This is a genomic window from Agrobacterium sp. SORGH_AS_0440 (genome assembly GCF_031453135.1).
In the GTDB taxonomy this organism is placed as follows: domain Bacteria; phylum Pseudomonadota; class Alphaproteobacteria; order Rhizobiales; family Rhizobiaceae; genus Agrobacterium; species Agrobacterium pusense.
In genome coordinates, this window is sequence record NZ_JAVIYR010000002.1 from 114,652 (window position 1) to 137,100 (window position 22,449).

23 protein-coding genes are annotated in these 22,449 nt (G+C 59.1%); 4 read left to right on the forward strand and 19 right to left on the reverse strand.

The features are described from left to right. Positions 1-31: 31 nt before the first annotated feature. The 15 genes from QE453_RS09775 to phnG all read right to left on the reverse strand — a co-directional run bounded on the left by QE453_RS09775 (position 32) and on the right by phnG (position 13,647). A complete protein-coding gene (locus tag QE453_RS09775) occupies positions 32-1,072 on the reverse strand; it encodes an AraC family transcriptional regulator (RefSeq protein ID WP_022555392.1) in 1,041 nt (346 codons plus the stop codon). Positions 1,073-1,158: 86 nt separating this feature from the next. Beyond that, positions 1,159-1,755 carry a phosphonate metabolism protein/1,5-bisphosphokinase (PRPP-forming) PhnN gene (gene phnN, locus QE453_RS09780; protein WP_022555393.1) on the reverse strand — a complete coding sequence of 199 codons (597 nt, stop codon included), beginning with the start codon at positions 1,753-1,755 and terminating at the stop codon, positions 1,159-1,161. Beyond that, positions 1,752-2,888, reverse strand: coding sequence for an alpha-D-ribose 1-methylphosphonate 5-triphosphate diphosphatase (locus tag QE453_RS09785; protein ID WP_004439239.1), 1,137 nt, complete (start codon positions 2,886-2,888; stop codon positions 1,752-1,754). The genes phnN and QE453_RS09785 overlap by 4 nt, the downstream gene beginning before the upstream one ends. Beyond that, positions 2,885-3,583, reverse strand: a complete 699-nt coding sequence (locus QE453_RS09790; protein WP_161794455.1) for a DUF1045 domain-containing protein — start codon at positions 3,581-3,583, stop codon at positions 2,885-2,887. The genes QE453_RS09785 and QE453_RS09790 overlap by 4 nt, the downstream gene beginning before the upstream one ends. A 274-nt stretch (positions 3,584-3,857) precedes the next feature. Beyond that, positions 3,858-5,207 carry a phosphonate ABC transporter, permease protein PhnE gene (gene phnE, locus QE453_RS09795; RefSeq protein ID WP_022555395.1) on the reverse strand — a complete coding sequence of 450 codons (1,350 nt, stop codon included), beginning with the start codon at positions 5,205-5,207 and terminating at the stop codon, positions 3,858-3,860. Beyond that, positions 5,207-6,193, reverse strand: a complete 987-nt coding sequence (phnE, locus tag QE453_RS09800) for a phosphonate ABC transporter, permease protein PhnE (RefSeq protein ID WP_022555396.1) — start codon at positions 6,191-6,193, stop codon at positions 5,207-5,209. The genes phnE (QE453_RS09795) and phnE (QE453_RS09800) overlap by 1 nt, the downstream gene beginning before the upstream one ends. Positions 6,194-6,263: 70 nt before the next feature. Then, positions 6,264-7,169, reverse strand: coding sequence for a phosphonate ABC transporter substrate-binding protein (phnD, locus tag QE453_RS09805; RefSeq protein WP_004439243.1), 906 nt, complete (start codon positions 7,167-7,169; stop codon positions 6,264-6,266). Between the two features lie 86 nt (positions 7,170-7,255). Next, entirely contained in the window at positions 7,256-8,116 is an 861-nt protein-coding gene (phnC, locus tag QE453_RS09810) for a phosphonate ABC transporter ATP-binding protein (RefSeq protein ID WP_174150575.1), read from the reverse strand. A 215-nt stretch (positions 8,117-8,331) separates the two neighbouring features. Continuing rightward, positions 8,332-8,949 (reverse strand): DapH/DapD/GlmU-related protein, encoded by a 618-nt coding sequence (locus QE453_RS09815; protein WP_022555397.1) that lies wholly within the window; start codon positions 8,947-8,949, stop codon positions 8,332-8,334. Next, positions 8,946-9,653 carry a phosphonate C-P lyase system protein PhnL gene (gene phnL / locus QE453_RS09820; RefSeq protein WP_004439247.1) on the reverse strand — a complete coding sequence of 236 codons (708 nt, stop codon included), beginning with the start codon at positions 9,651-9,653 and terminating at the stop codon, positions 8,946-8,948. The genes QE453_RS09815 and phnL overlap by 4 nt, the downstream gene beginning before the upstream one ends. A gap of 4 nt (positions 9,654-9,657) precedes the next feature. Next, positions 9,658-10,434, reverse strand: a complete 777-nt coding sequence (phnK, locus tag QE453_RS09825; protein WP_004439249.1) for a phosphonate C-P lyase system protein PhnK — start codon at positions 10,432-10,434, stop codon at positions 9,658-9,660. Further along, on the reverse strand, positions 10,431-11,333 hold the full coding sequence (locus tag QE453_RS09830) for an alpha-D-ribose 1-methylphosphonate 5-phosphate C-P-lyase PhnJ (RefSeq protein WP_174150576.1): 903 nt from the start codon (positions 11,331-11,333) through the stop codon (positions 10,431-10,433). Before QE453_RS09830 ends, phnK begins: the two co-directional genes overlap by 4 nt. A 133-nt stretch (positions 11,334-11,466) precedes the next feature. Further along, a complete protein-coding gene (locus QE453_RS09835; protein ID WP_309776975.1) occupies positions 11,467-12,576 on the reverse strand; it encodes a carbon-phosphorus lyase complex subunit PhnI in 1,110 nt (369 codons plus the stop codon). 1 nt (position 12,577) lies between these two features. Beyond that, on the reverse strand, positions 12,578-13,186 hold the full coding sequence (phnH, locus tag QE453_RS09840; protein ID WP_004439258.1) for a phosphonate C-P lyase system protein PhnH: 609 nt from the start codon (positions 13,184-13,186) through the stop codon (positions 12,578-12,580). After that, positions 13,186-13,647, reverse strand: coding sequence for a phosphonate C-P lyase system protein PhnG (gene phnG / locus QE453_RS09845; RefSeq protein WP_309776977.1), 462 nt, complete (start codon positions 13,645-13,647; stop codon positions 13,186-13,188). Before phnG ends, phnH begins: the two co-directional genes overlap by 1 nt. Positions 13,648-13,729: 82 nt before the next feature. On the opposite strand from phnG, the gene phnF reads away from it, so the two are divergent. After that, positions 13,730-14,467 (forward strand): phosphonate metabolism transcriptional regulator PhnF, encoded by a 738-nt coding sequence (phnF, locus tag QE453_RS09850; RefSeq protein WP_004439262.1) that lies wholly within the window; start codon positions 13,730-13,732, stop codon positions 14,465-14,467. Between the two features lie 21 nt (positions 14,468-14,488). Here the strand turns inward: phnF and dapB are convergent, their stop codons facing one another. From dapB to mepA, 4 genes are all read right to left on the reverse strand, one after another. Continuing rightward, positions 14,489-15,316 (reverse strand): 4-hydroxy-tetrahydrodipicolinate reductase, encoded by an 828-nt coding sequence (dapB, locus tag QE453_RS09855; protein ID WP_184285136.1) that lies wholly within the window; start codon positions 15,314-15,316, stop codon positions 14,489-14,491. A 122-nt stretch (positions 15,317-15,438) separates the two neighbouring features. Continuing rightward, on the reverse strand, positions 15,439-16,461 hold the full coding sequence (locus tag QE453_RS09860) for a glucokinase (RefSeq protein WP_184285137.1): 1,023 nt from the start codon (positions 16,459-16,461) through the stop codon (positions 15,439-15,441). 22 nt (positions 16,462-16,483) lie between these two features. Beyond that, positions 16,484-16,867, reverse strand: a complete 384-nt coding sequence (locus tag QE453_RS09865; protein ID WP_004439265.1) for a methylglyoxal synthase — start codon at positions 16,865-16,867, stop codon at positions 16,484-16,486. A 99-nt stretch (positions 16,868-16,966) separates the two neighbouring features. Beyond that, positions 16,967-18,022: a penicillin-insensitive murein endopeptidase gene (gene mepA / locus QE453_RS09870; protein ID WP_174150581.1), complete on the reverse strand. Its 1,056-nt coding sequence runs from the start codon at positions 18,020-18,022 to the stop codon at positions 16,967-16,969. 200 nt (positions 18,023-18,222) lie between these two features. Here mepA and QE453_RS09875 point away from each other — a divergent pair, with 200 nt between their 5' ends. The 3 genes from QE453_RS09875 to QE453_RS09885 all read left to right on the forward strand — a co-directional run bounded on the left by QE453_RS09875 (position 18,223) and on the right by QE453_RS09885 (position 22,449). After that, positions 18,223-20,067, forward strand: a complete 1,845-nt coding sequence (locus tag QE453_RS09875) for an extracellular solute-binding protein (protein WP_309776979.1) — start codon at positions 18,223-18,225, stop codon at positions 20,065-20,067. Positions 20,068-20,209: 142 nt separating this feature from the next. Further along, positions 20,210-21,304 carry a microcin C ABC transporter permease YejB gene (locus QE453_RS09880; RefSeq protein WP_022555406.1) on the forward strand — a complete coding sequence of 365 codons (1,095 nt, stop codon included), beginning with the start codon at positions 20,210-20,212 and terminating at the stop codon, positions 21,302-21,304. Then, positions 21,304-22,449 carry an ABC transporter permease gene (locus QE453_RS09885; protein WP_309776980.1) on the forward strand — a complete coding sequence of 382 codons (1,146 nt, stop codon included), beginning with the start codon at positions 21,304-21,306 and terminating at the stop codon, positions 22,447-22,449. The genes QE453_RS09880 and QE453_RS09885 overlap by 1 nt, the downstream gene beginning before the upstream one ends.

The window sequence follows — 22,449 nt, forward strand, 5'->3', positions numbered from 1 at the left end:
CGTTCCGAAATATTGATGCTGTAGCCATGTATTATCCGGCGGAATGATGCGCGTGTTTCCGGCGAATATCCGTAGGTGTTGCCCCGAACCAGCGGGAAACGGAGCGGGAAAATGCACCTGGGGTCGAATATCCAAGCCGGTAACTGATGTCGGAGACCGGAAGATCACTTTCCACTAGAAGCTTGAATCCGGCATTCTTGCGAATGGCATCTTTTATCTCGTTGAGATTGGTCCCGAGTTCGGCAAGGCGCCGCTGAAAACTGCGTTCCGAAAGGTTGAAATAGGGGGCAATCTCGCTGAGCGAAAGCTCCGCATCGGAAAGCCTCATCTGCATATACCGCTTCACCTGATCGATGAAATGCGTCGCGTCGGCCGATGTCTCCGGTCGAAGCATCCGGCACTGCAAATTCATCAATTCGAACAGGCGTTCATCGGCGTTCGGATTGGCCACCTCAAGGAGAGATAGGGGAAGGCGCATGGTATGGATCGGTTGGGAAAAGCTGATCCGCTTCGTCATTCTTTCTTTAAATAATTGAATATTATCGGGTTTCTGTCGCTCCATCCCAATCTCGATCTGATGGATGCGCTCTCCCAGAATATCGCGGAGCCGCTGTATCAGGATTGCCAGGGACAGATCGACATATTGATCACGCTTGACAATCACCGGTGCAAAGGACCATGACAGCGTCACCCCGGTCGCATCTGCAACCATGGTGAAATTGCTGTTATTGGTCGCATAATAGACGTGATCCTGAAGAAAGCGCAGAAACGCCCGCACCGTCGGGGCGCTGATCAGGCCATATCCGAAAGCACCGGACGCGCCGGCGGGAAAAGTGGAGGCGCACTGCAATCCGAAAGCGTCGTCGCCGGATATCAGGGCGCAGGTTTCCAGCAGACGGCATAATCTATCGAGGCTGATGCGCTCTGTGAGACTTCCGAAATTGCCGGGATCGATCTCAAGAGCCTTGCAGATGGGTGCGATATCGATGCCACGCCCCCGCGCATAATTGCTGACGCCAGCGGCCAGACCGGCCACCACAGTTATTTCGTCGCTGAGCCTCTTTTCGGGCATCCCTAGCCTTGGCGTACCATGTTTGGAAATTGTCGCCTGATGGTAAGCCTCGCGCACCCGTTTGTCGAGCAGCGCGGCCGGGGATTTTATGTACGGTTGCGGACGCTTTGCTCCAGAAGCTCCATCATTGTTTTTCCCGCATCTTCGATCGCGCCGCTGTTGTCCACAGTGATCACGTCAAAATCGCCGTCGACACAGAGAGCACTACGTTCCAGCCGTCGCAGGATATCGTCGCGGCTCTCCCGTCCTCGCTGTTCCAGCCTTCGTGCCAGAACCTCCGGTCGCGCCACGATATTCACGACCTTCAGGCGGGAAAAAGCAATACCGAACTGAGGCAGGGCCGACCGGGAACCGTTGGCGATAACCACGTCCCCGGCGTCCAGCTGACGATAGACAGCGGCCGGAATGCCATATTTCAGCCCATGCGCCTGCCAGGAGACTGCGAAAGCGCCTTCACTCTCAAGTCGGTTGAATTCCTGCATGGAAACTGCGTCGTGGTTTTCACCGCCCGCGTCGCTACTGCGGGTAATGACGCGGCGGGTGAAGTGAAAGCCCGGCCGGCCGGACAGCTGCATTGACGCATAATCCATCAGCGTATCTTTGCCGGCCCCGCTGGGGCCGACAATGACGATCATGGTTCCGGGCGATCCCTCGCGCCGGCTGTCTTGTCCGTCGCCGGTCATGCCACGCGCTTGCCCAGACGCCAGACGGAACGTGCCACGGGAACGCCATCTTCGCGGTGAACCCGGACCAGATCGGCCCGCAGACCGCCGGCTATGCGGCCGCGGTCGTGAAGACCAACGGTCCGCGCCGGTGTGGCGGTGACCATACGCAGAGCTTCCGGCAGCGTGATGGCTTCCACCTGATCGGCAAGCAGGAACGGCGCGAAGAGCAGGCTGAAGGGCACGTAGTCGGAAGAGAGAACATCCAGAACACCAATTTCGGCCAGATCGCGGGCGGCGATGTTGCCGGAATGGGATTTGCCGCGAACGATGTTCGGGGCGCCCATCAAGACACTCATGCCGGCGCTGTGCGAAGCTTTTGCCGCCTCGACGCTGGTGGGAAATTCCGCCAGCTTCACGCCGTGACCAATTGCTTCGCCGACATGCGCTTCGGTTGCATCGTCGTGGCTCGCAACGGTGATTCCACGCTCAGCGCAGCGGGCAGCCAGATAATCACGATGTTTGGCGGAATATTCCGCCGATGCCGCCTGCCTGCGCCGCACGAATTCGGCGAACGCCTCGTCGCTCAGACCGCGCTTCTTCTGATAATAGAAAATATACTGGTCCATCGACTGGAACTGGCGCTGGCCCGGGGAATGATCCATCAGCGAAATCAGCCGCACGCGCGGATCGGTTTCGAAATCTTCAAAATGCTCCAGCACATCGGCGGAAGCGACCTCACAACGCAGATGCAGCAGGTGGTCCGAGCGCAGGCGGTTCTGATCCGCCGCCGCCTCGATGGCGTCAGCCATTTCCCGCATTTCACCTTTTTTGAAACCACCGTCTTCATCCGAGCCAAGTCGCAGGCAATCGAATACGGTGGTGATGCCGGAGGCCGCCACCTGTGCGTCATGGGCCTGAATGGCGGCAATCTTGTCCCAGATGACACCGGGGCGCGGCGAATAATGCTGCTCGAGATGGTCGGTATGCAGTTCCACCAGGCCGGGAATCAGGAAATCGCCTTCAAGATCTTCTCCGGTCTTGGAGGCGCCTTCGCTGATATCGGCGATCTTGCCGTCGCGGATCAGAACGGAGCCCAGAATAATATCGTCTTCCAGAACGATACGGGCGTTGGAAAGGGCGTGCTCAGTCATGGTGTCGCATCTTCCTTTGGCTGCTGGCCAAGCGGGTGCCAGCTGTGAACGGTGAAGGGGGCGCCGCGCGTTTCTTCAATGAACAGGGCGAGGCCGGAAACGGTGAGGGGTTTGTCGGTGAATTCGGCAAATCGTGCGGAGAGAAGCTCATGCACGGCGGGCTGTTCGCTTTCGTCGATCCGGCCGGTCAGCGTCATGTGAAAACGGAAATCATCCATGACATGCGGATAGCCCCAGAGCGAAAGATTTTCCCGCTGGCTTTCGGTCAGCATCTGCGGCCGGCGGCGGGCAATATCTGTTTCGGACAGGGGGGCGCGGAACCGGTCGAAATGATCCACGATCTCCGCTGCAAAGTCTTGCAGCGGCTGGTAAATGCGATCCGGCACCAGGGCGAAGAATGGCCCAAGTGCACCAACCACGATACGCGGAATGTCAAAGGCCGGCTGGCTTGCAGCAAAGTCCGCGACGGCCGCCAGCAGCTCTGCTTCGCTGTATTTCTCTGACAGCTCGAAAGGCGCTTTCAGGGTTGCGTGGAAGCCATAACGGCGGGGCTCTTCCGTCATCTCCGCATAGTCGGCATGGTCATCATGCAGTCTGCCGGAAAACGCGTTTCGTCCAAGCCAGCGGGATGCCGTTTCGGTCAGAGGATGATCTTTAGCCGGAGAAAAATAGATGGCATAGCGCACGGCAAGCACTCTTCGGTGTCATGGAAAACCAGGGATGAGAAGCTATTTGGCGTGACTCGCCCGCCTCCCGCAAGGTCAGGAGTGCGAAGTAATCTCTTTCCGTGACAGAATGATGATGCAGATGGAAAAAAGCGCGTCCGGAACCTCATAGAGGTTAAGGGTGCGCTTGAGGATAAGTTAGCCCTACGGACGCGGAACGGAGAAAGGATCAGTCGCTTCTCCTGATGTGCGGGGCGGGATGACGAACGCTTGCGGCGTCACGTGAAGTCCCGCCTTGCCGGGTTTAATGCTGCGTTTTTCCGATCAGACGCGAACGTAGCGAGTTGGAAATGTGGTCGAACAGGAAAACGACGAAGAGGATCAGCAGGACCATATAGGCCACCTTGTCCCAGTCGGCATTGGTGCCCATCGCTTCCAGCAGTTTCAGGCCGATACCCCCGGCTCCCACCGCACCGATGATGGTGGCGGACCTGGTGTTGCTCTCCCAGAAATAGAGTGACTGTGAAATAAACACAGGCAGAACCTGCGGCAGCACGCCGAAGCGATTGACGGCAATCGGCGAGGCGCCGACCGATTTGACACCCTCGCGCTGCTTGTCGTCGACATTCTCCAGCGCCTCGGCATAGACCTTTCCGAGCGCGCCGGTATCGGTGAAGAAGATCGCGGCAATGCCGGGGATCGGTCCCGGGCCGAAGCTGCGGGTGAAGAACAGTGCCCAGATGAGCATGTCGATCGAGCGCAGAAAATCGAAAAGGCGCTTCATGCCCCAGTTCGCCGCCCTGTTCGCGGTGATGTTGCGTGCGGCGATAAAGGCGAGCGGCAGGGCAACGACGGTGCCGAAAAGCGTACCCACGAAAGCCATGACCAGCGTTTGCATCAGCTTGGACAGGATGTCGGCGTGTTGCCAGACACTGTTGTCGAGAAAATCATCGACCATATGGCTGAGATTGGAGCGCGCGGGATCGAGCCTCTCTCCCCAGAGAGCGAGAGCGGCAAGCTCGCCATAACCCTTGCCCCAGAATTCCGATTTCGTATCGAACAGGAAGTTCGCCCATCCAAGAAAACGGCGCTGCACATAAACCTGACTGGTGCGGATTTCCGCCTGACCGGCGAAGCCGTAATGCACCAGCACCTTCTTGCCGTCCTGCTGGATTTCGGCAGGCAGCCCCTGTGGTGCAACAACGCCGTCGTCGTTGATCATGACGGGATAGTTCTTGCCGTCGACATAGACATCCACGCGGGTTGGCGTCACATCGAGGCGGTTGTCCGAACCCGCATAAACAACGCTGTAACCGCCATCGGGCAGGGGTTGCAGCCAGTCGATCTTCGCATCGACCGGATATTGACCGCGGCTCGACCATTGCGGTTCAACCTTGCCGGCTTCGAAACGGAGGCGCGGTTGGGCGCGCCAGGAATACCAGTCCTGGATGTAGCTGGAGGCGCGATCCCATCGGCCCTGCATGAAAGCCGGACCAACATTGAAGAGGAAAAAGCAGCCGACGAGGTAGGCGGTGACGGCAAGAAGTCCGACAAGCAGACCATATCGCTGCATGAAACTGCGGTTGAATACCTCAGGATGCGCAGCCGTCAGCCTCTCGCGCTCGGCAGTGTTGAGAATGAAGCTGGAAGACATCAGGCCGCTCCCCGTCCGAATTCGAAGGATTGATGGCCGATCAGCCTGCGGCGCAGCCAGCCGGAAAACTGATCGACGGCGATGATGGTGATCAGCAGCAGAAGGATGATGGCATAGGTCTTCGACGCATGATCATTGCCGATGGAGAGCCGGAACACTTCGCCGATGCCGCCGCCGCCCACGGCGCCGATGATGGTGGAGGCGCGCACGTTGATTTCGGCGCGCAACAGCGCATAAGAAACGAAATTTGGCAGCACCTGCGGCACGATGGCGAAACGCACCCGCTCCAGCCAGTTGGCACCGGCGGCGCGAAGGCCTTCATCCGGCTTCATGTCGGCATTTTCCACCACTTCGAAGAAGAGCTTGCCGAGAGCACCGATGGTATGGACCGAGATTGCGATGATCGCCGCGATCGGACCGATCGACAGAATGGCTGTCAAAAGCCCGGCGACGACGATTTCAGGAAAGGCGCGCAGCACTTCCATCACCCGGCGCACCAACCAGCGCACAAGGCCGGCGCCAACGAGATTGGTGGAGGCGAAGAAGCAGAGCACGAAGGCGAAGCCCGTGCCGATGATCGTCGAGACCAGCGCAATATTGAGCGTGATGATCAGCTGGTAGATGAAGTGCGGGATGTAGAAACCGCTGGTGATGTAAACGCGATCCGCGACATAGTTGTATTTCAGCGAACCGTCCGCATAGGGCGACGGCAGGTCGAACATGGCCCGGAAGATTTCCAGCGGACTATCGGGTACGAAGGTCTTCATGAAATCGAAGAAATAGGGCAGGCGCTCGAAAAATTTGCCTGAATTGGCCGCATTGGCGAAATTCAGGGACGCGGCAAGGATGACGAGAAAGATCACGAGCGAAATGACGGTATAGATTCGCCGAGTCGCAAGCTGCTGTTGATAATGACGCATGACCGTCTGGGACGATGCGCTCAATCCTTCTGGCGAGAAGGTACCATGGTGCAGTGTGGTCGCCATGCCGCTTTTCCTTTATTTGCAAAAGCGGCGGCGCCGCAAGGCACCGCCGCTTCCGGATATGATCTGAGGATCAGCCGCCGATAACCGACTTACGGGCGTCGATGATCGTCTGGTAGAAAGACGGGTCGACCTTGATGTAGGCGGTGTTCTTGCCCTGGGTGAAGCCCTGGAAGCAGGCGAGGTCCTTCTTCGGCAGTTCCATGAAGAAGTTTTCGACCTTCTGCTTCATCGCGTCGCCGAGCTTGTTGGTGACCATCAGCGGGCCGTTCGGGATCAGTGGCGACTTCCAGACTTCGACGATATCGTCCATGTCAAGGTTGCCCTTCTTGACCATCTGGTAGAGGTTGCCGGCCGTGTAGCCTTCTTCCCACTTGCCCACGCCCGAACCAAAGGTGGTGCCGACATCGAACTTCTTGTCGAGAACGGCGAGAACGAGGTTCTCATGGCCGCCGCCAAAGCCGGTTTCGGAGAAGTATTCCTTGACCGGAACGCCGGTTTCCTTCGGAATAGCGACGTTCGGAACGAGGAAGCCGGACGTGGAATCGGGGTCCGCGAAGCCGATCTTCTTGCCCTTGGCATCAGCCAGCGTCTTGATGCCGCTGTCCTTGCGGGCAACCATGATCGTGTAATAACCGGTCGAGCCGTCAGCGCCGGCGGTGGTCAGAATCGGATCAACGGCCTTCGGATCGGCCAGGGCGATCTTGGCGTAGGAAGAAGCGCCCATGGAGGCGATGTCGATGGTGCCGCCGAGTAGACCCTGGATGACGCCGTTATAGTCCGGCGATGGGAAGATTTGAACTTCGGAAACGCCGGTCGCGGCCTTCAGGCCATCGGCTACGCACTTCGTGTTGCGGATCTGGTCCGCTTCGTTTTCGGAACCGTCGAGACCGATGCGCAGGACCTTGACGTCCTGGGCCATGGCGGAACCGGCCAGAACGCCAAGGGCGACTGCCGAAAGAAGGATTTTCTTCAACATGGACTTTCTCCTGTTTCCCGGCAAGCCGGAGTTTGTTGTGAACCATCGGCCCTTGACGCGGGCGCAAACGATGCTGGGCGGTTCCCTCAGAGCCCGGCGAGAGCGAGCGGTTCGGGACCGGCAGATTGCTGCACCGGACGCGCGGCAAGCTGCGCGCCGGGAATATTGATGCTGGTCGAGGTCATGGTCTCGTCGATGCCGGATCCCTGAGAATCGGTTCCGTAAATCTCGGTAACGGCTGCGGCCGTCAGTTCGGCGGGCGTTCCGTCGAAAACGACGCGGCCCTGAGACATGCCGATGATGCGTTCGCAATAGTTGCGCGCGGTATCCAGCGTGTGCAGGTTGGTAATGACGGTGATGCCTTCACGCTCATTGATGTCGCGCAGCGCGTCCATCACGATCTTGGCGTTCAGCGGGTCGAGAGAGGCGATCGGCTCGTCGGCAAGGACCATCTTCGGAGACTGCATCAGGGCGCGGGCGATGGCGACGCGCTGCTGCTGACCGCCGGAAAGCGTACCGGCCGCCTGCATGGCCACATGCTCGATGCCAAGCCGCTCCAGCGCGGCGATGGCCATCAGGCGCTCTTCATGTGTGAAGATGTTAAAGAGGCTCAATGCCGTGGAACGGTGGTTGAGGCGCCCAAGCATGACATTGGTGAGCACGTCGAGGCGCGGAACAAGATTGAATTGCTGGAAGATCATGGCGCAGTCGCGCTGCCAGTTGCGCAGTGCAGCCCCCATCAGCGACGAGACTTCCGTGTCATTGAAATAAATGGAACCCGAGGACGGATCGACGAGGCGGTTGATCATGCGCAGCAGCGTCGACTTGCCGGCGCCCGAACGTCCAATCACGCCGACCATCTGGCCCTGCGGAATTTCGACATTCACGGAATCGACCGCGGTGTGATTGCCGAAACGGCGCGTGACTTGCTTCAGGTGAAAGCTCATTTCCCCGTCCAATCTTCTTTTGACGGGGTTCGGCGTAACAGCGGTGCGTGAAGTGCGAATGTCAGTTTGATGAAGAAAATATTACAAAGAGCTCATGTGTTGCGGCCGCATGTTTGCCGGCGAATGTCTGGGAACCGGCCCGCCGCGTCTTCGGGATACCAAACTGAAAAAGCAAACCCCGGGAACTTCCCGGGGTCGATCAGGTCTGTAATGTTTCAGCCGCGATATTTTCTGATGAAATCCTCGGCCGACATGCTGCGAAAATCATCGAGCGCGTCGCGCAGTCTTCCGTGATCCCAATCCCACCAGCCGAGGTCATCCATCTGCCGGCCCAGTTCTGCGGGGAAACGCTCCCGGATCAGTCTTGCGGGTACACCTCCCACGATGGTGTAGGGCGCTACGTCCCTCGAGACGACAGCACCTGCTCCGATCACCGCGCCGTTTCCAACGGCAACCCCAGGCAGGATGGTGGCGCCGTGGCCGATCCAAACATCGTGACCGATCACAACGCGTCTGGCGCGGCGAGCGGCAAAAAAATCGGTCTCGTCTTCCGCATCGTCCCAGTAATTGCGCGCGCGATAGGTGAAATGATGCAAGGTCGCCCGCTGCATGGGATGATTGGTGGCATTGATGCGGACGGAGGCAGCGATGTTGACGAATTTGCCGATGGTCGCGCACCAGATGGCGCCGTCCTGCATGACATAGGAATAGTCGCCCATCTCGACCTCCTCGATGCGGCAACGCTCCGAAATTTCGGTGTAGCGGCCGATCGCGCTGTTGGTGACGCGGGCGGTTTCGTGGATGACGGGCTCAAGGCCGACCTTCACACTCATGCTGCAGCCTTCCGCGGAGAAAACTGCGAAACGTCGAGAATGCGGTCGGCCACGGCTTCCCGCACTTCTTCATCATGAAAGATGCCGAGCAGTGCCGTGCCCTTTTCCTTTTTCTCCCTGATCATCTCAACGACGACACGCCGGTTGGTGGCATCAAGGGAAGCAGTTGGCTCGTCGAGCAGCAGGATCGCATGATCGGTGATGAAGCCGCGGGCGATGTTGACGCGCTGTTGTTCACCACCTGAGAAAGTGGCGGGCGGCAACGACCACAATTCGCGCGGCAGGTTAAGTTTCGAAAGCAGAGCGGCCGCCTGCTCACGTGCCTCTTCAGTGGCAATCCTGCGCGCCAGAAGCGGTTCGGCAACAACGTCTATGGCGGCGACTCGGGGTACCGTGCGGAGGAATTGGCTGACATAACCGATGGTGCGATGGCGAATGTCGAGGATCGTGCGAGGGGAAGCGCTGCCGATGTCGACAACTTCACCCTCATGGCGGATCAGAATCTGTCCGCTGTCTATGGCATAGTTGCCATAGAGCATCTTCAGGATCGAGCTCTTGCCGATGCCGGAGGGCCCGCCGAGCACGACGCATTCGCCGCTGCAGACAGAGAAATTGACATCGCGGACGACAGGCAGTTCGATGCCGTCGCGAAGATGCATGGTGAAGCTTTTGAAGACTTCCGAAACGATGAGAGGCGTCGGCATGGCGTCAAACCTGCAAGATGGAGGAAACAAGCAATTGCGTATAGGGCTCGCGCGGATCGTCCAGCACCCGGTCGGTCAGGCCGTGCTCGATGACGTCGCCGCCCTTCATCACCATCATGCGGTGAGACAGCAGCCGGGCTACCGCGAGGTCGTGGGTGACGACGACGACGGCGAGGCCGAGATCGTTGACGAGGCCACGCACAAGATCAAGCAGACGCGCCTGCACGGACACATCGAGACCACCCGTTGGCTCATCCATGAAAACCAGGCGCGGCGAGGTGACGAGATTGCGGGCGATTTGCAAACGCTGGCGCATGCCGCCTGAGAAGGCGCGCGGCTGATCATCGATACGGTCGGTGCCGATTTCCACCCTCTCCAGCCATTCGCTGGCAGATTGCCTTATATTCCCGTAATGCCGGTTGCCAACTGCCATCAGCCGCTCACCGACGTTTGCACCGGCCGAAACCGCCATTCGTAACCCGTCTGCCGGGTTCTGATGCACGAAGCCCCAGTCGGTGCGCATCAGGAAACGCCGTTCGGCCTCACCCATATGGTAGAGATCGCGCATAGAGCCGTCGCGCATGCGATATTCCACGCTGCCTGCCGTTGGCATCAGCCGGGTGGAAATGCAGTTGAGGAGCGTGGTTTTGCCGGAACCGGATTCGCCGACTATGGCGAGAACTTCACCTGGATAAAGTTCGAAAGAGACATTGCGGCAACCGGCTCGGTCACCGTAATATTTTGAAACGTCACGGACTTTGAGAAGCGGTGCGTCGCTCATTCTGCGGCCTCCTTCACATCCGCCAGCATATGGCCCTTGTGGCCATGGGCGCGGCGGTCCTCGCAATGATCGGTATCGGAGCAGACGAACATCCGTCCGCCTCTGTCATCCAGCACCACTTCATCCAGATAGACATTTTCTGCGCTGCACAGCGCGCAGGGCTTGTCGAAGCGCTGGATTTCAAAAGGATGATCCTCGAAATCGAGGCTGACGACGTCGGTGTAGGGCGGTACGGCATAGATGCGCTTCTCGCGCCCGGCGCCGAACAGCTGCAACGCGTCCGACATGTGCATTTTCGGGTTGTCGAATTTCGGGGTTGGCGATGGATCCATCACATAACGCCCGGCCACCTTCACCGGATAGGCGTAGGTGGTGGAGATGCGGCCGTTGCGGGCAATGTCCTCGTAAAGCTTGACGTGCATCAGGCCATATTCCTCCAGCGCGTGCATGACGCGCGTTTCGGTCTCGCGCGGCTCGAGGAAACGCAACGGCTCGGGAATGGGAACCTGATAGACAAGCACCTGGCCCGAATGCAGTTCCTCTTCCGGAATGCGGTGCCGCGTCTGGATGATGGTGGCATCCTTCGTTCGGGTCGTGACGGCAACATTCGACACCTTCTGGAAGAAGGCGCGGATGGAAACCGCATTGGTCGTGTCATCGGCGCCCTGGTCAATTACCTTCAGCACGTCGTCGGGGCCAAGAATGGAGGCAGTCAATTGCACACCGCCCGTGCCCCAGCCATAGGGCATGGGCATTTCACGGGAAGCGAAGGGAACCTGATAACCCGGAATCGCGATGGCTTTAAGGATTGCCCGGCGGATCATCCGCTTGGTCTGTTCGTCCAGATAGGCGAAGTTGTAGGCAGCCAGTCCGTCGTCAAATGAAACTTCTTCAAGCATTGCGCGTTAGCCTTGTGAAAAAAGGAGTACAAGCTCATGGAGATTGGAATTCTTGTAGCCGTGTTCTTTGCTGTCTTTGCAGCAACGACCGTCTTTTGCGCTTACTGGTTCGGCGAGCAGCGCAGCCGCTGAGTCATTCGGCCGCATCGCCCATCCATTCCGCGCCATTCGCGTTCGTCGCTTCGAAATCAGCACGCATTTTTCGGACGAGGTCGAGTTCAGCCTGGAAATCCACGTAATGCGGCAGTTTCAGATGTTCGACGAAGCCCGTTGCCTGCACGTTGTCGGCGTGTGAGATGACAAATTCTTCGTCCTGCGCCGGCGCTACGACATCTTCGCCGAATTCGCCGGCGCGTAGTGCACGGTCGACCAGCGACATGGCCATCGCCTTGCGCTCGCTCTGACCGAACACCAAGCCATAACCGCGCGTGAATTGCGGAGGGGCCTTGGACGAACCCTTGAACTGGTTCACCATCTGGCACTCGGTAACCTGGATATCGCCCAGTGAGACCGCGAAGCCAAGTTCCGGTACGTCTAGCTGGATTTCAACTTCACCGATGCGAATCTCGCCGACAAAAGGATGTGTCCGACCGTAGCCGCGCTGCGTGGAGTAAGCGAGCGCCAGAAGAAAACCCTCATCGCCGCGTGCCAGTGATTGCAGGCGCAGATCGCGCGACATCGGGAATTCCATCGGTTCCCGCGTCAGGTCACCGGCAATATGGTCGTCCGGCAACTCGCCATCGCTTTCGATCAGCCCTTCCTGGCCGAGAATATCGGAAACGCGCATGACATGTTCCGGCTCGCTATCCCGCTGGGTTGCTGCTTCGACCGTTTGGTCTTCGAGAAGAGAGGGGTCGAGCAGGCGGTGGGTATAATCGAAGGTCGGCCCCAGCAATTGTCCGCCCGGCAGGTCCTTGTAAGTCGCGGAAACGCGCCGCTTCACCGTCATATCAGCTGTGTCCACCGGTACCGAGTAACCGAAGCGCGGCAGCGTGGTGCGGTAGGCACGCAGCAAAAAGATGGCTTCGATCATGTCGCCGCGCGCCTGCTTGATGGCAAGGGCCGCGAGCGACTGATCGTTGAGAGACGCTTCCGCCATTACCCTGTCGACAGCGAGCGAAAGCTGTGAAACGATCTGCGCGACCGTCATGGCAGGCAAGTCCCGGTCTCCGCGCCGCTTGTCGGCCAGAAGCCGGTGGGCATTGGCGATGGCGGTTTCACCGCCTTTGACAGCAACATACATCTTATGACTCCACGAGTTTGATGCGCGTCGTGCGCGGCAGGCAGACGAATTTATCGCCAGCCGTCAGGATCACGTCGACGCCGCGCGGGAAGAAGGCGTTGTTCTCCGCCCAGAGCCTCGGGAATATGTCGGGCAGACCGGAAGGACTGATCACGTTGACGTGGCGGATGCCAGGGCCGGAAAGCTGCAGTTCCCGACCGCCATCGAGATCAGGCAACTCGATGATGAGCGTGGTGGAACGGTCGGGATATTCCTGGCTTCCCAGGGCGAAGAGACCGAAGGACGAAATGGCGCTGCCGGCCTCGAAGACCGCGAAATGTGCCGTGCCCTTTTCTTCTGTCGCAGCTGCGCCAGTGTGAAAACCGATCCAGCCGGGGACAGCGGTTTTTCGCAGTGCGCTGCTCAGCCAGACCGGAGTGTCATGGTCACAGAGCGCCAGCAGAACCGCTCCGGTCGCCGCGGCAAGCGGCAGCGGCGGAAAGACTGCTGTTTCGACCGCCTGTGTGGTGCCCGGACGGGCCATGCCGTCCATCAGTTTTTTGAAAACCCGTTGGGAATCGAAGACGGCGTCGGAGAAGCCGCCCGTCAGTGCTTCGGCCTTGACACCCATCAATCTTCTCCTCGAACCATGGTAAAGAAATCGACCCGTGTGGCGGCAGTCTCTTTCATTGTCCGCTCTTTCTCTGCGGTCAGCCTTTTTTCGAGAGGCGAGAGAAGCTCGGTCTCGATGAAATCCCGTGTCGGGCTTTCCTGCCAGAGCGCATCGAAAACGGCGGCGTACCAGGCTTTTTTGCGACCGGTGCCGAGAACATGCGCATGACCCACGGTGCCGGAGGCCAGCTTGATCGTCGCCCGGGTGACTGTCGTTTCACCGAGGTTGAAAGGAGTGCCGCCACCGCCGATCCGGCCCTTGACCATCACCAGCCCGGTTTCCGGCCCGCGTACGGTTTCCGTTTTGGGGTTCTCACCCTGGCGGTTCCAGGCCGTTTCAAGTTCCTGAACCGTGGCACGGGCAAGGAGCGCTGCCGCTCTTTTTCTGCCTGCGTGTATGTCTGCCGCATCGTTCGTCATCGCTTGACCTCTAATGTCTATTGATATAGACAACTATACAATATAAGCTACAAGTAATGGCGATGAATGACAAGCGTGTGACATGAGCCCTTCGGCAACGATGAAAAGAAAGAATGGAGTGGCGCTCTGGCGGCAGATTGCCGACCGGATCAGAGGCGAAATCGCCGCTGGTGATCACGACGAAACCGGAATGTTACCGCCAGAAATGACATTGGCGCAAAAATTCGGCGTCAACCGCCATACTGTCCGGAGTGCCATTGCCGCACTGGCGAGCGAGGGCATACTCGAGCCGATGCAGGGACGCGGCACGATCATCGCCCGCAAGGAGCGTTTGAGCTTTCCGATATCGCTACGCACGCGCTTTACGGCTGGCATCGGCGATCAGGTAAAGGAAATGGAGGCGCTGCTGCTTTCCCACATCACCGAGCCGGCCAATGCCGATCTGGCGGCGCGACTGCAATTGCCGCTGGGTACGCCGCTCATACGTCTCGAAACGCTCCGAAAGGCGGATACTCGCCCGGTCTCCCGCTCGACCACGTGGTTCCCCGCCGACCGTTTTGCCGGAATAGGAGAGGCCTATCAGAAAAGCGGCTCCATTACGGCTGCGTTCAAGATGCTTGGCGTGGCTGACTACGTGCGTATTTCGACCGTCATTTCTGCTAGTCACGCGGATACGCGCGATCTCGCCGATCTCGAATTGTCGCCAGGCGCCATCCTGCTGATAACCCAGGCACTGAACGCAGATATGGACGGCGTGCCGGTGCAATACGCCATCAGCCGCTTCTCGGCCGATACGGTCGAATTCACGGTGGAAAACTAGGGTCAAAATCGAGGTGGAAGACTATTCCGCCTGCGACAACCCCAGCACATCCAGCATCGAATAGAAACCGGGCTTCTTGTCGAAGGCCCAGACCGCTGCCGTGATCGCGCCGCGCGCGAAGATGGAGCGGTCGCCGGCGTAATGGGAAAGTTCGACGCGCTCGCCTTCGCCGGCGAAGATGACAGAATGTTCACCGATCACCGAACCACCGCGCAGTGTGGCAAAGCCGATGGTTCCGGTCTCTCGCGCCCCGGTATGGCCGTCACGCACACGAACGGATGACGTGGAAAGATCGACGTTGCGGCCGGCGGCGGCGGCTTCGCCCAGCAGCAGCGCTGTGCCGGAAGGTGCATCCACCTTGTGCTTGTGGTGCATTTCCAGGATTTCGATATCCCAGTTCTCCGCGTCCAGCGCCTGCGCCGCCTGCTGCGTCAAGACGCTGAGCAGGTTGACACCGAGGCTCATATTGCCCGACTTGACGATGCGAGCGTGGCGCGACGCCGCCTTGAATTTTTCCTCATCTTCCTGCGCGCAGCCCGTGGTGCCGATGACATGCACGATGCGGGCCTGTGCAGCGAGACCGGCAAAGGTGGCGCTGGTTGCCGGTGAAGTGAAGTCGATCACCCCTTCGGCGTGGAGAAATGCCTGCAGCGGATCGCTGGTGATTTCGACGCCGATGGGGCCGAGACCGGCAATCTCCCCGGCATCGCGGCCGACAAAGGCCGAACCCTCGCGCGCGACCGCAGCATGCAGCTGAACGCCCGGCGTCTGGTGAATGAGGCGGATCAACGCCTGTCCCATGCGGCCCGCCGCGCCGACCACCACCAGTTTCATGCCGCTGCTGCCCATGCTGTCACTCACTTCTCATGTCGGGCGGATCGGAGCCCGCCGGTATCGGATGTTTGATTCCGCAGTGACGTTAAAGACCGTCCGCCCGCTTCGCAAGCATCACGTCGGAACGGTTCGGGCGATCAGACCCTCCAGCGCCGCCCGTCCAGCGCCAGGCCGAAATCGGAAGGTGTTCTCGCATAGGTGGCGAGGCCGGAAAGGGCCGCCTGCGGGTGAGTGACGACGAAGGTGGGGATGGTCCGCATCAGCGCGCTGTGCGGCGCCTTGTCTTCAAAGGCGGTCCGGAATTCCGGGCTCTTGAGCGCCGGAATGATCTTCTGCGAAATGCCGCCCGCGAGATAAACGCCGCCCTTGGCCATGAAGATAAGCGCGAGGTCGCCCGCCACGCGGCCGAGATAGGTGCTGAAAAGCGAAAGCGTTTCTTTGGCATGTGCATTCTCGCCCGTGAGCCCCTGCGCGGTAATATCGGCCGGATCGGAAAAGACGGCTTCGATGCCATCGGCCTTGCAGACGGCGCGGTAAAGATTGACCAGCCCGCGCCCGCACAGAATCTGTTCGCCAGCGACGCGACCTTCGATGGTTTCGATATGCGGGAAAACCGCGTAGTCACGCGCGCTTCTCGGGCCGATATCGATATGGCCGCCTTCGCCCGGAACCGGAAACCACATATGGCGCGCATAAACCAGACCGGCCACACCAAGTCCCGTGCCCGGTCCAAGAACGACGCGGGAGGCCAGCACGTCTTTTTTGCCGGAGCCGATGGCGTCGCGGTTGTTGTCGTCCAGAGCCGCAATCGCGAGCGCCTGCGCCTCGAAGTCATTGATGACGATGACGTCCTTCAGGCCGAGATTGGCGAGCATTCCCTTCGGCTTGACGACCCAATGGCAGTTGGTGAGCGGTATCTCGTCACCTTCGATCGGGCCGGCAATGGCAAGAATGGTCGAGACGGGCTGAAGTGAGGTCTTGTCCAGAACAGCCTGCTGGATGGCGTCGTCAATGGTTGGGTATTCCGCCGTCTTCACCGTCGTGAGGTGCACGGGCTCCGCAAAGGAATCGATCAGGATGGAAAAGCGGGCATTGGTGCCGCCGATGTCGCCAAGAAGGATTGGAAAGGACAGATATTCGGTATCGGACGTCTTCGGCATTGCCTGTTCCATGGTGGGAGGGTCAGTTGGCGACGTGGAAGTCGATGAGATTTTCTGCGGTGGCGCGGTTGAGCGCCATGGGAATATCATAGACCGTGGCAAGCCTCGTCAAAGCCTTCACGTCGACATCATGCGGCATTGCCGTCAGTGGATCGGTAAAGAAGATCAGCATGTCCACTTGGCCAGTGGCGATCATCGCGCCGATCTGCTGGTCGCCGCCGAGAGGGCCGCTTTTGAGGCGAATGACTTCAAGCCCGGGGCAGGCTTCCTGCACCCGTCCACCGGTGGTGCCGGTTGCGACAATCTTGAAATTGGCAAGCGCCTTCTGATGATGACGGGCGAAATCCGCCATATCGTCCTTTTTCTCGTCGTGAGCGATGAGCGCGATACAGCGTTGTCCTTCCATGGTCCCAGCCCGTCCCCGTAGAATTAAATCGATTTGAAGCCTTCTATAACAGCTTGCCGCCATTTGAAAAGGGAAGCTGTTGAATGCCTCATTTCTGTTTCAGTTCAATGTCGGGCGCTGGGTCGGAAGTGGAATATCCGAAGGCGGCTGCAGGGCGGGGGCCGCCTGAATGACCTGTTCCACGCTTTGCTGGCGCACGGCCTGGGTCGGCGAAGTTGAATAAGCCTGGGCTGCAATCCCCTCGGGGTTGGCGGAAGGAGCGGCGGCCACGGCGGCGCAGGCAGCGGGCAGGTCGGAAACCATGACGGGACGCGGTTTCACCGGCTTGGCAGTGGGGTCCTTTTTCGGCGGCGCCCATGGCTCCTTGGTGAACCACCAGGCAAGAGACTTGTCGCAGCCATCGCCCTTGCCGACGGCGGCCTGCGGCTTGCAGTTCGGCGCGCCGGGCGGGCATTCGAGACGGATGTGGAAATGCTCGTCATGGCCGTAGATCGGCCTGATCTTCCCCATGAAGGTGCGATCGCCGGTCCAGGTCTGGCAGAGCTTCTGCTTGATCGCCGGGTTGACGAAAACACGCTCCACCTGCGGGTAACTTGCCGCCATCATCACCAGCCGTGCATTCAGCGGCGACCACTTGCGGTCGTCAACCGTCAGAAACTTGCTCTTGTCCAGCATGGAGATGAAGGGCACCGTTTCGCGCTGTTCGACAGTGAGCCGGGGCGTGGGCATGGGCCGCCACCAGACATCTACATCGAGGCCGATCTGGTGCGAGGCATGGCCTGTCAGCATCGGACCGCCGCGCGGCTGGGAAATGTCGCCAAGCAGCAGGCCCGGCCAGCCGATTTTCTGGGCGTCCTGCGAAAATTGCTCAAGGAAGGAAATCAACTGCGGCTGGCCCCAGCGCCGGTTGCGCGAAAGGCGCATGGCCTGCCAGCCGGGACCATCCGTTGGCATGGCGACTGCGCCGGACTGGCAACCCTTGGCATAGGAGCCGATCGGCTGCGATGCGGCGGCGGAAGGCAGCGCCATGTGGCCGAACACTTCTTTTGCGGGCCTGTCTTCGGCCGATGCGGTTTCGATCTGCAACTGCAGCGACGAGACGACCGACATCGCCAGCATGGTCGCCTTGAAAATTCTCGATGATCCCGCCGTCATATAGCCGTGCCCGTCCGATCAGTTGATTCTCTTGCCCCTAGAATAAACTGGAACGGGATTTTGTTAAAACCGTGTTTCGTGTTGCCCTTCAGGGCGGGATAACGACGCTGATAAAGAGCTTGTGAGACAGCGCATCTGTTTTTTGCCAATGTTTCTTTTATGCTCTCCGCAACAGGCACAAAAACAGGGACATTGACCCGATGATATTGGCACCACTGAAATCCCGACTTCTTATCGCCCTTATGGCGTCCGCCCTCCTGATGCCGGCGGCGGCTTCCGCCCAGTCGGGCGATGTCTGGCGAAAGGGGATTTCGACGGTCGGGGAGCTGAAGCATCCCGATGGATTTGACCATTTCGATTATGTAAACACCAATGCACCAAAAGGCGGCACGTTGCGCCTCTCCACATCGGGCACCTTCGATACGCTGAACCCGCTGCTGGCGAAGGGCGAGGCTGCGACGGGCCTTTCGCTCGTCTTCGATACGCTGATGAAGTCAACGGAAGAGGAACTCTCGGCCTCCTATGGTTTGCTGGCGGAAGGCGTCAGCTATCCCGAGGATATCTCCAAAGCGACGTTCCGCCTGCGTCAGGAGGCCAAGTGGGCGGATGGTAAGCCTGTGACGCCTGAGGATGTCGTGTTCAGCTTCGAAAAAGCCAAGGACCTGAGCCCGCAGCTTGCGACCTATTACACCCACGTCACCAAGGCGGAGGTGAGCGGTGACAGGGACATCACCTTCACCTTCGATGAAAAGAACAATCGCGAGCTGCCGCAGATCGTCGGTCAATTGCTGATCGTTCCCAAGCACTGGTGGGAGGGCGCGGGCCCGGACGGCAAACCGCGTGACATATCGCGCGGCACGCTGGAGCCTGTGATGGGTTCCGGCCCCTACAAGATCGCTGCCGTCGCCCCCGGATCGACCATCACTTATGAACGCCGTGACGATTATTGGGGCAAGGACGTCAACGTAAATGTCGGGATGAACAACTTCAAAACCATCGCCTACACCTTTTTTGCCGATCAGGACGTGGAATTCCAGGCGTTTAAATCGGGCACGATCGATTTCGCGCGGGAGGCTTCCTCCAGCCGCTGGGTCACGGGTTATGATTTTCCCGCCGTCAAAGACGGTCGGGTCAAAAAGGAGGAGCTGCCGAACATCTACCGTTCCGTCGGCATCATGCAGGCCTTTGTGCCGAACATGCGGCGGGAAAAGTTCCAGAACCCGAAACTGCGCAAGGCGCTGAACTATGCTTTCGATTTTGAGGAACTCAACCGCACGCTGGCTTACGGTCAGTTCCAGCGTATCAACAGCTTCTTCATGGGCAGCGAACTGGCTTCGTCAGGCCTGCCGACGGGTCGCGAACTGGAGCTGCTTCAGGAGCTCAAGGATCAGGTTCCACGTGAGGTCTTCACGACGGAATACAAGAATCCGGTGGCGGGCGATCCGGCCAAGCAACGCGACAATCTGCGCGAAGCCGTCAGGCTGATGAAGGAGGCGGGATATGAACTGCGCGGCAATCGCATGGTCAATGCGAAAACCGGCCAGCAACTCGATATGGAATTCCTGATTGATTCCGCCGGCATGGAACGAACAATCCTTCCTTATGTCCAAAGTCTGAAGAAAATCGGCATCAACGCGACCGTCCGCACAGTCGATGCCTCGCAATTCACCAACCGCACCCGCAGCTTCGATTACGACATTATCGTCAAGCTCTGGGCGACGTCGGCCAATCCGGGTAACGAGCAAGCCGATTACTGGGGTTCGGCGGCTGCTGATCGTCAGGGATCGAACAACCTCGCCGGCATCAAGAACCCGGCCGTCGATGCTTTGGTGCGCAAAGTCATTTTTGCGCCCAATCGCGATGAGCAGGTCGCTGCTGCCCGGGCGCTCGACCGGGTGCTGCTCGCCAACAGCTATGTCATTCCGCAATTCTACCGCGGCGAGCTGTTCATCGCCTATTGGAACACGATTGTCCGCCCGGAAAACCTGCCCGAATATGGCATCGGTTTTCCTGAAGCCTGGTGGTCCAGCCAGGCTGGAAAATGACGCCGGCCTTGCTTTCGCGATCAAGGCTTGATTCACATAGGCCGAGACGAATCGCTTGAAATGCGCGTGACGCCGCTTTGAGGAAAGGACCGGGCTTGACCGAGACGAAAATCGCTGACCGAACGGCTGGGGGAAGAGGCTGATGGGCGCCTATATCCTCAGACGTCTGGCGCTGATGATCCCGACCATCATCGGCATCATGGGCATTTCGTTTCTTGTCATCCAGTTCGCCCCGGGTGGGCCGGTGGAACAGGTCGTCGCGCAGCTGACGGGTCAGGGCGACAGCGCCTCCGACCGGCTCTCGGGCGGCGGCGATCTCATGGGGCAATCAGGCGGCTTCGATGAAAGCGGTTCGAAATATCGCGGTGCACAGGGGCTCGATCCGGAGCTGATCAAGAAGCTCGAAAAGCAGTTCGGTTTTGACAAACCGCCGCTCACCCGGTTCCTTGAAATGATGTGGAATTACATTCGCTTCGACTTCGGCGACAGCTTCTTCCGCAATTCGTCGGTCATCGATCTCATCATTGACAAGCTGCCGGTCTCAGCCTCGCTCGGTTTCTGGATTCTCATCATATCCTATGTGATTTCCATTCCGCTCGGCATCAGGAAGGCCGTTTCCGATGGCTCGACCTTCGATGTCTGGACCTCAGGCATCATCATCATCGGTTACGCGGTGCCAAGCTTCCTGTTCGGCATCCTGCTCATCGTGCTTTTCGCCGGCGGTTCGTTCTTCGACTGGTTTCCGCTGCGCGGCTTGGTCTCGGACAATTTTGACCAGCTGAACTGGTGGCAGAAGATCATCGACTATTTCTGGCATCTTACCCTGCCGTTGATCGCGCTGTCGCTCTCCGCCTTTGCGACAACGACGCTTTTGACCAAAAATTCCTTCATCGACGAGATCAAGAAGCAATATGTCATCACTGCCCGCGCCAAGGGTCTCACCGAGCGCAAGGTCCTTTATGGGCATGTTTTCCGCAACGCGATGCTGATCGTGATCGCCGGCTTTCCGGGTGCTTTCATCTCGGCCTTCTTCACCGGATCGCTGCTCATCGAGAATATCTTCTCGCTGGATGGTCTCGGCCGCCTCGGTTATCTCTCGGTCGTCAACCGGGATTACCCGATCGTCTTCGGCACACTGTTCATCTTCTCGCTGATGGGCCTTGTCGTCGGCCTGCTCTCTGACCTCATCTACACATGGATCGATCCGCGTATCGACTTCGAGCGGAGGGACGTGTGATGTCGCTCGCTCATCCTGCAGGAACCGAGACGCTGGTAAATCCCAAGCGCCCGTGGTTTTCGCCGACGACCAAGCGCCGCTGGCAGAATTTCAAGGCAAACCGCCGTGGATACTGGTCATTCTGGCTGTTCCTGATCCTGTTTTTCCTGAGCCTGATGGCGGAATTTATCGCCAATGACAAACCCATCCTCGCCTCCTACAAGGACGAGCTGCTGGTGCCGGTCATGGTGGATTATCCGGAGGAGAAATTCGGCGGGTTCCTGGCCCAGACCGACTACAAATCCTCTTTCATTCAGGACGAGATCAACGCCAATGGCTGGATGATCTGGCCACCGATCCGCTACTCCTACCAGACGGTCAATTCCAATATTCCGCATTCCGCGCCCACGGCACCTTTCTGGCTGATGGATAAAAAGGAGCGCTGCTCGGCCTATCCGCAGGGCGATGCCGATCCCGGCTGCACGCTTGGCAATCTGAACTGGCTCGGCACCGACAATCAGGCCCGCGACGTCACGGCGCGGATGATCTACGGCTTCCGCATCTCCGTGCTGTTCGGCCTGACGCTGACCATTGCTTCCGCCATTGTCGGCGTCACCGCCGGCGCCATTCAGGGCTATTTCGGCGGCTGGACGGACCTGCTTTTGCAGCGTTTCATCGAAATCTGGTCGTCCATGCCGGTGCTCTACATCCTGCTCATCATTGCGGCCATTCTGCCGCCCGGCTTCTTCGTGTTGCTTGGGATCATGCTGCTCTTCTCATGGGTCGGCTTCGTCGGCATTGTCCGCGCCGAATTCCTGCGTGCCAGAAACTTCGAATATGTCCGTGCCGCCCGCGCACTTGGCGTCGGCAACTGGACGATCATGTTTAGACACCTTCTGCCCAATGCCATGGTGGCGACGCTGACCTTCCTGCCCTTCATTCTCTCAGGGTCGATCACGACACTCACCTCGCTCGATTTTCTCGGTTTCGGCATGCCGCCGGGATCGCCGTCGCTGGGCGAGATGATTGCGCAGGGCAAGAATAACCTTCAGGCGCCCTGGCTCGGTCTCACGGCCTTCTTCACGATGTCCATCATGCTGTCGCTCCTTATTTTCATCGGCGAGGCCGTTCGCGACGCCTTCGATCCACGCAAGACGTTCCGGTGA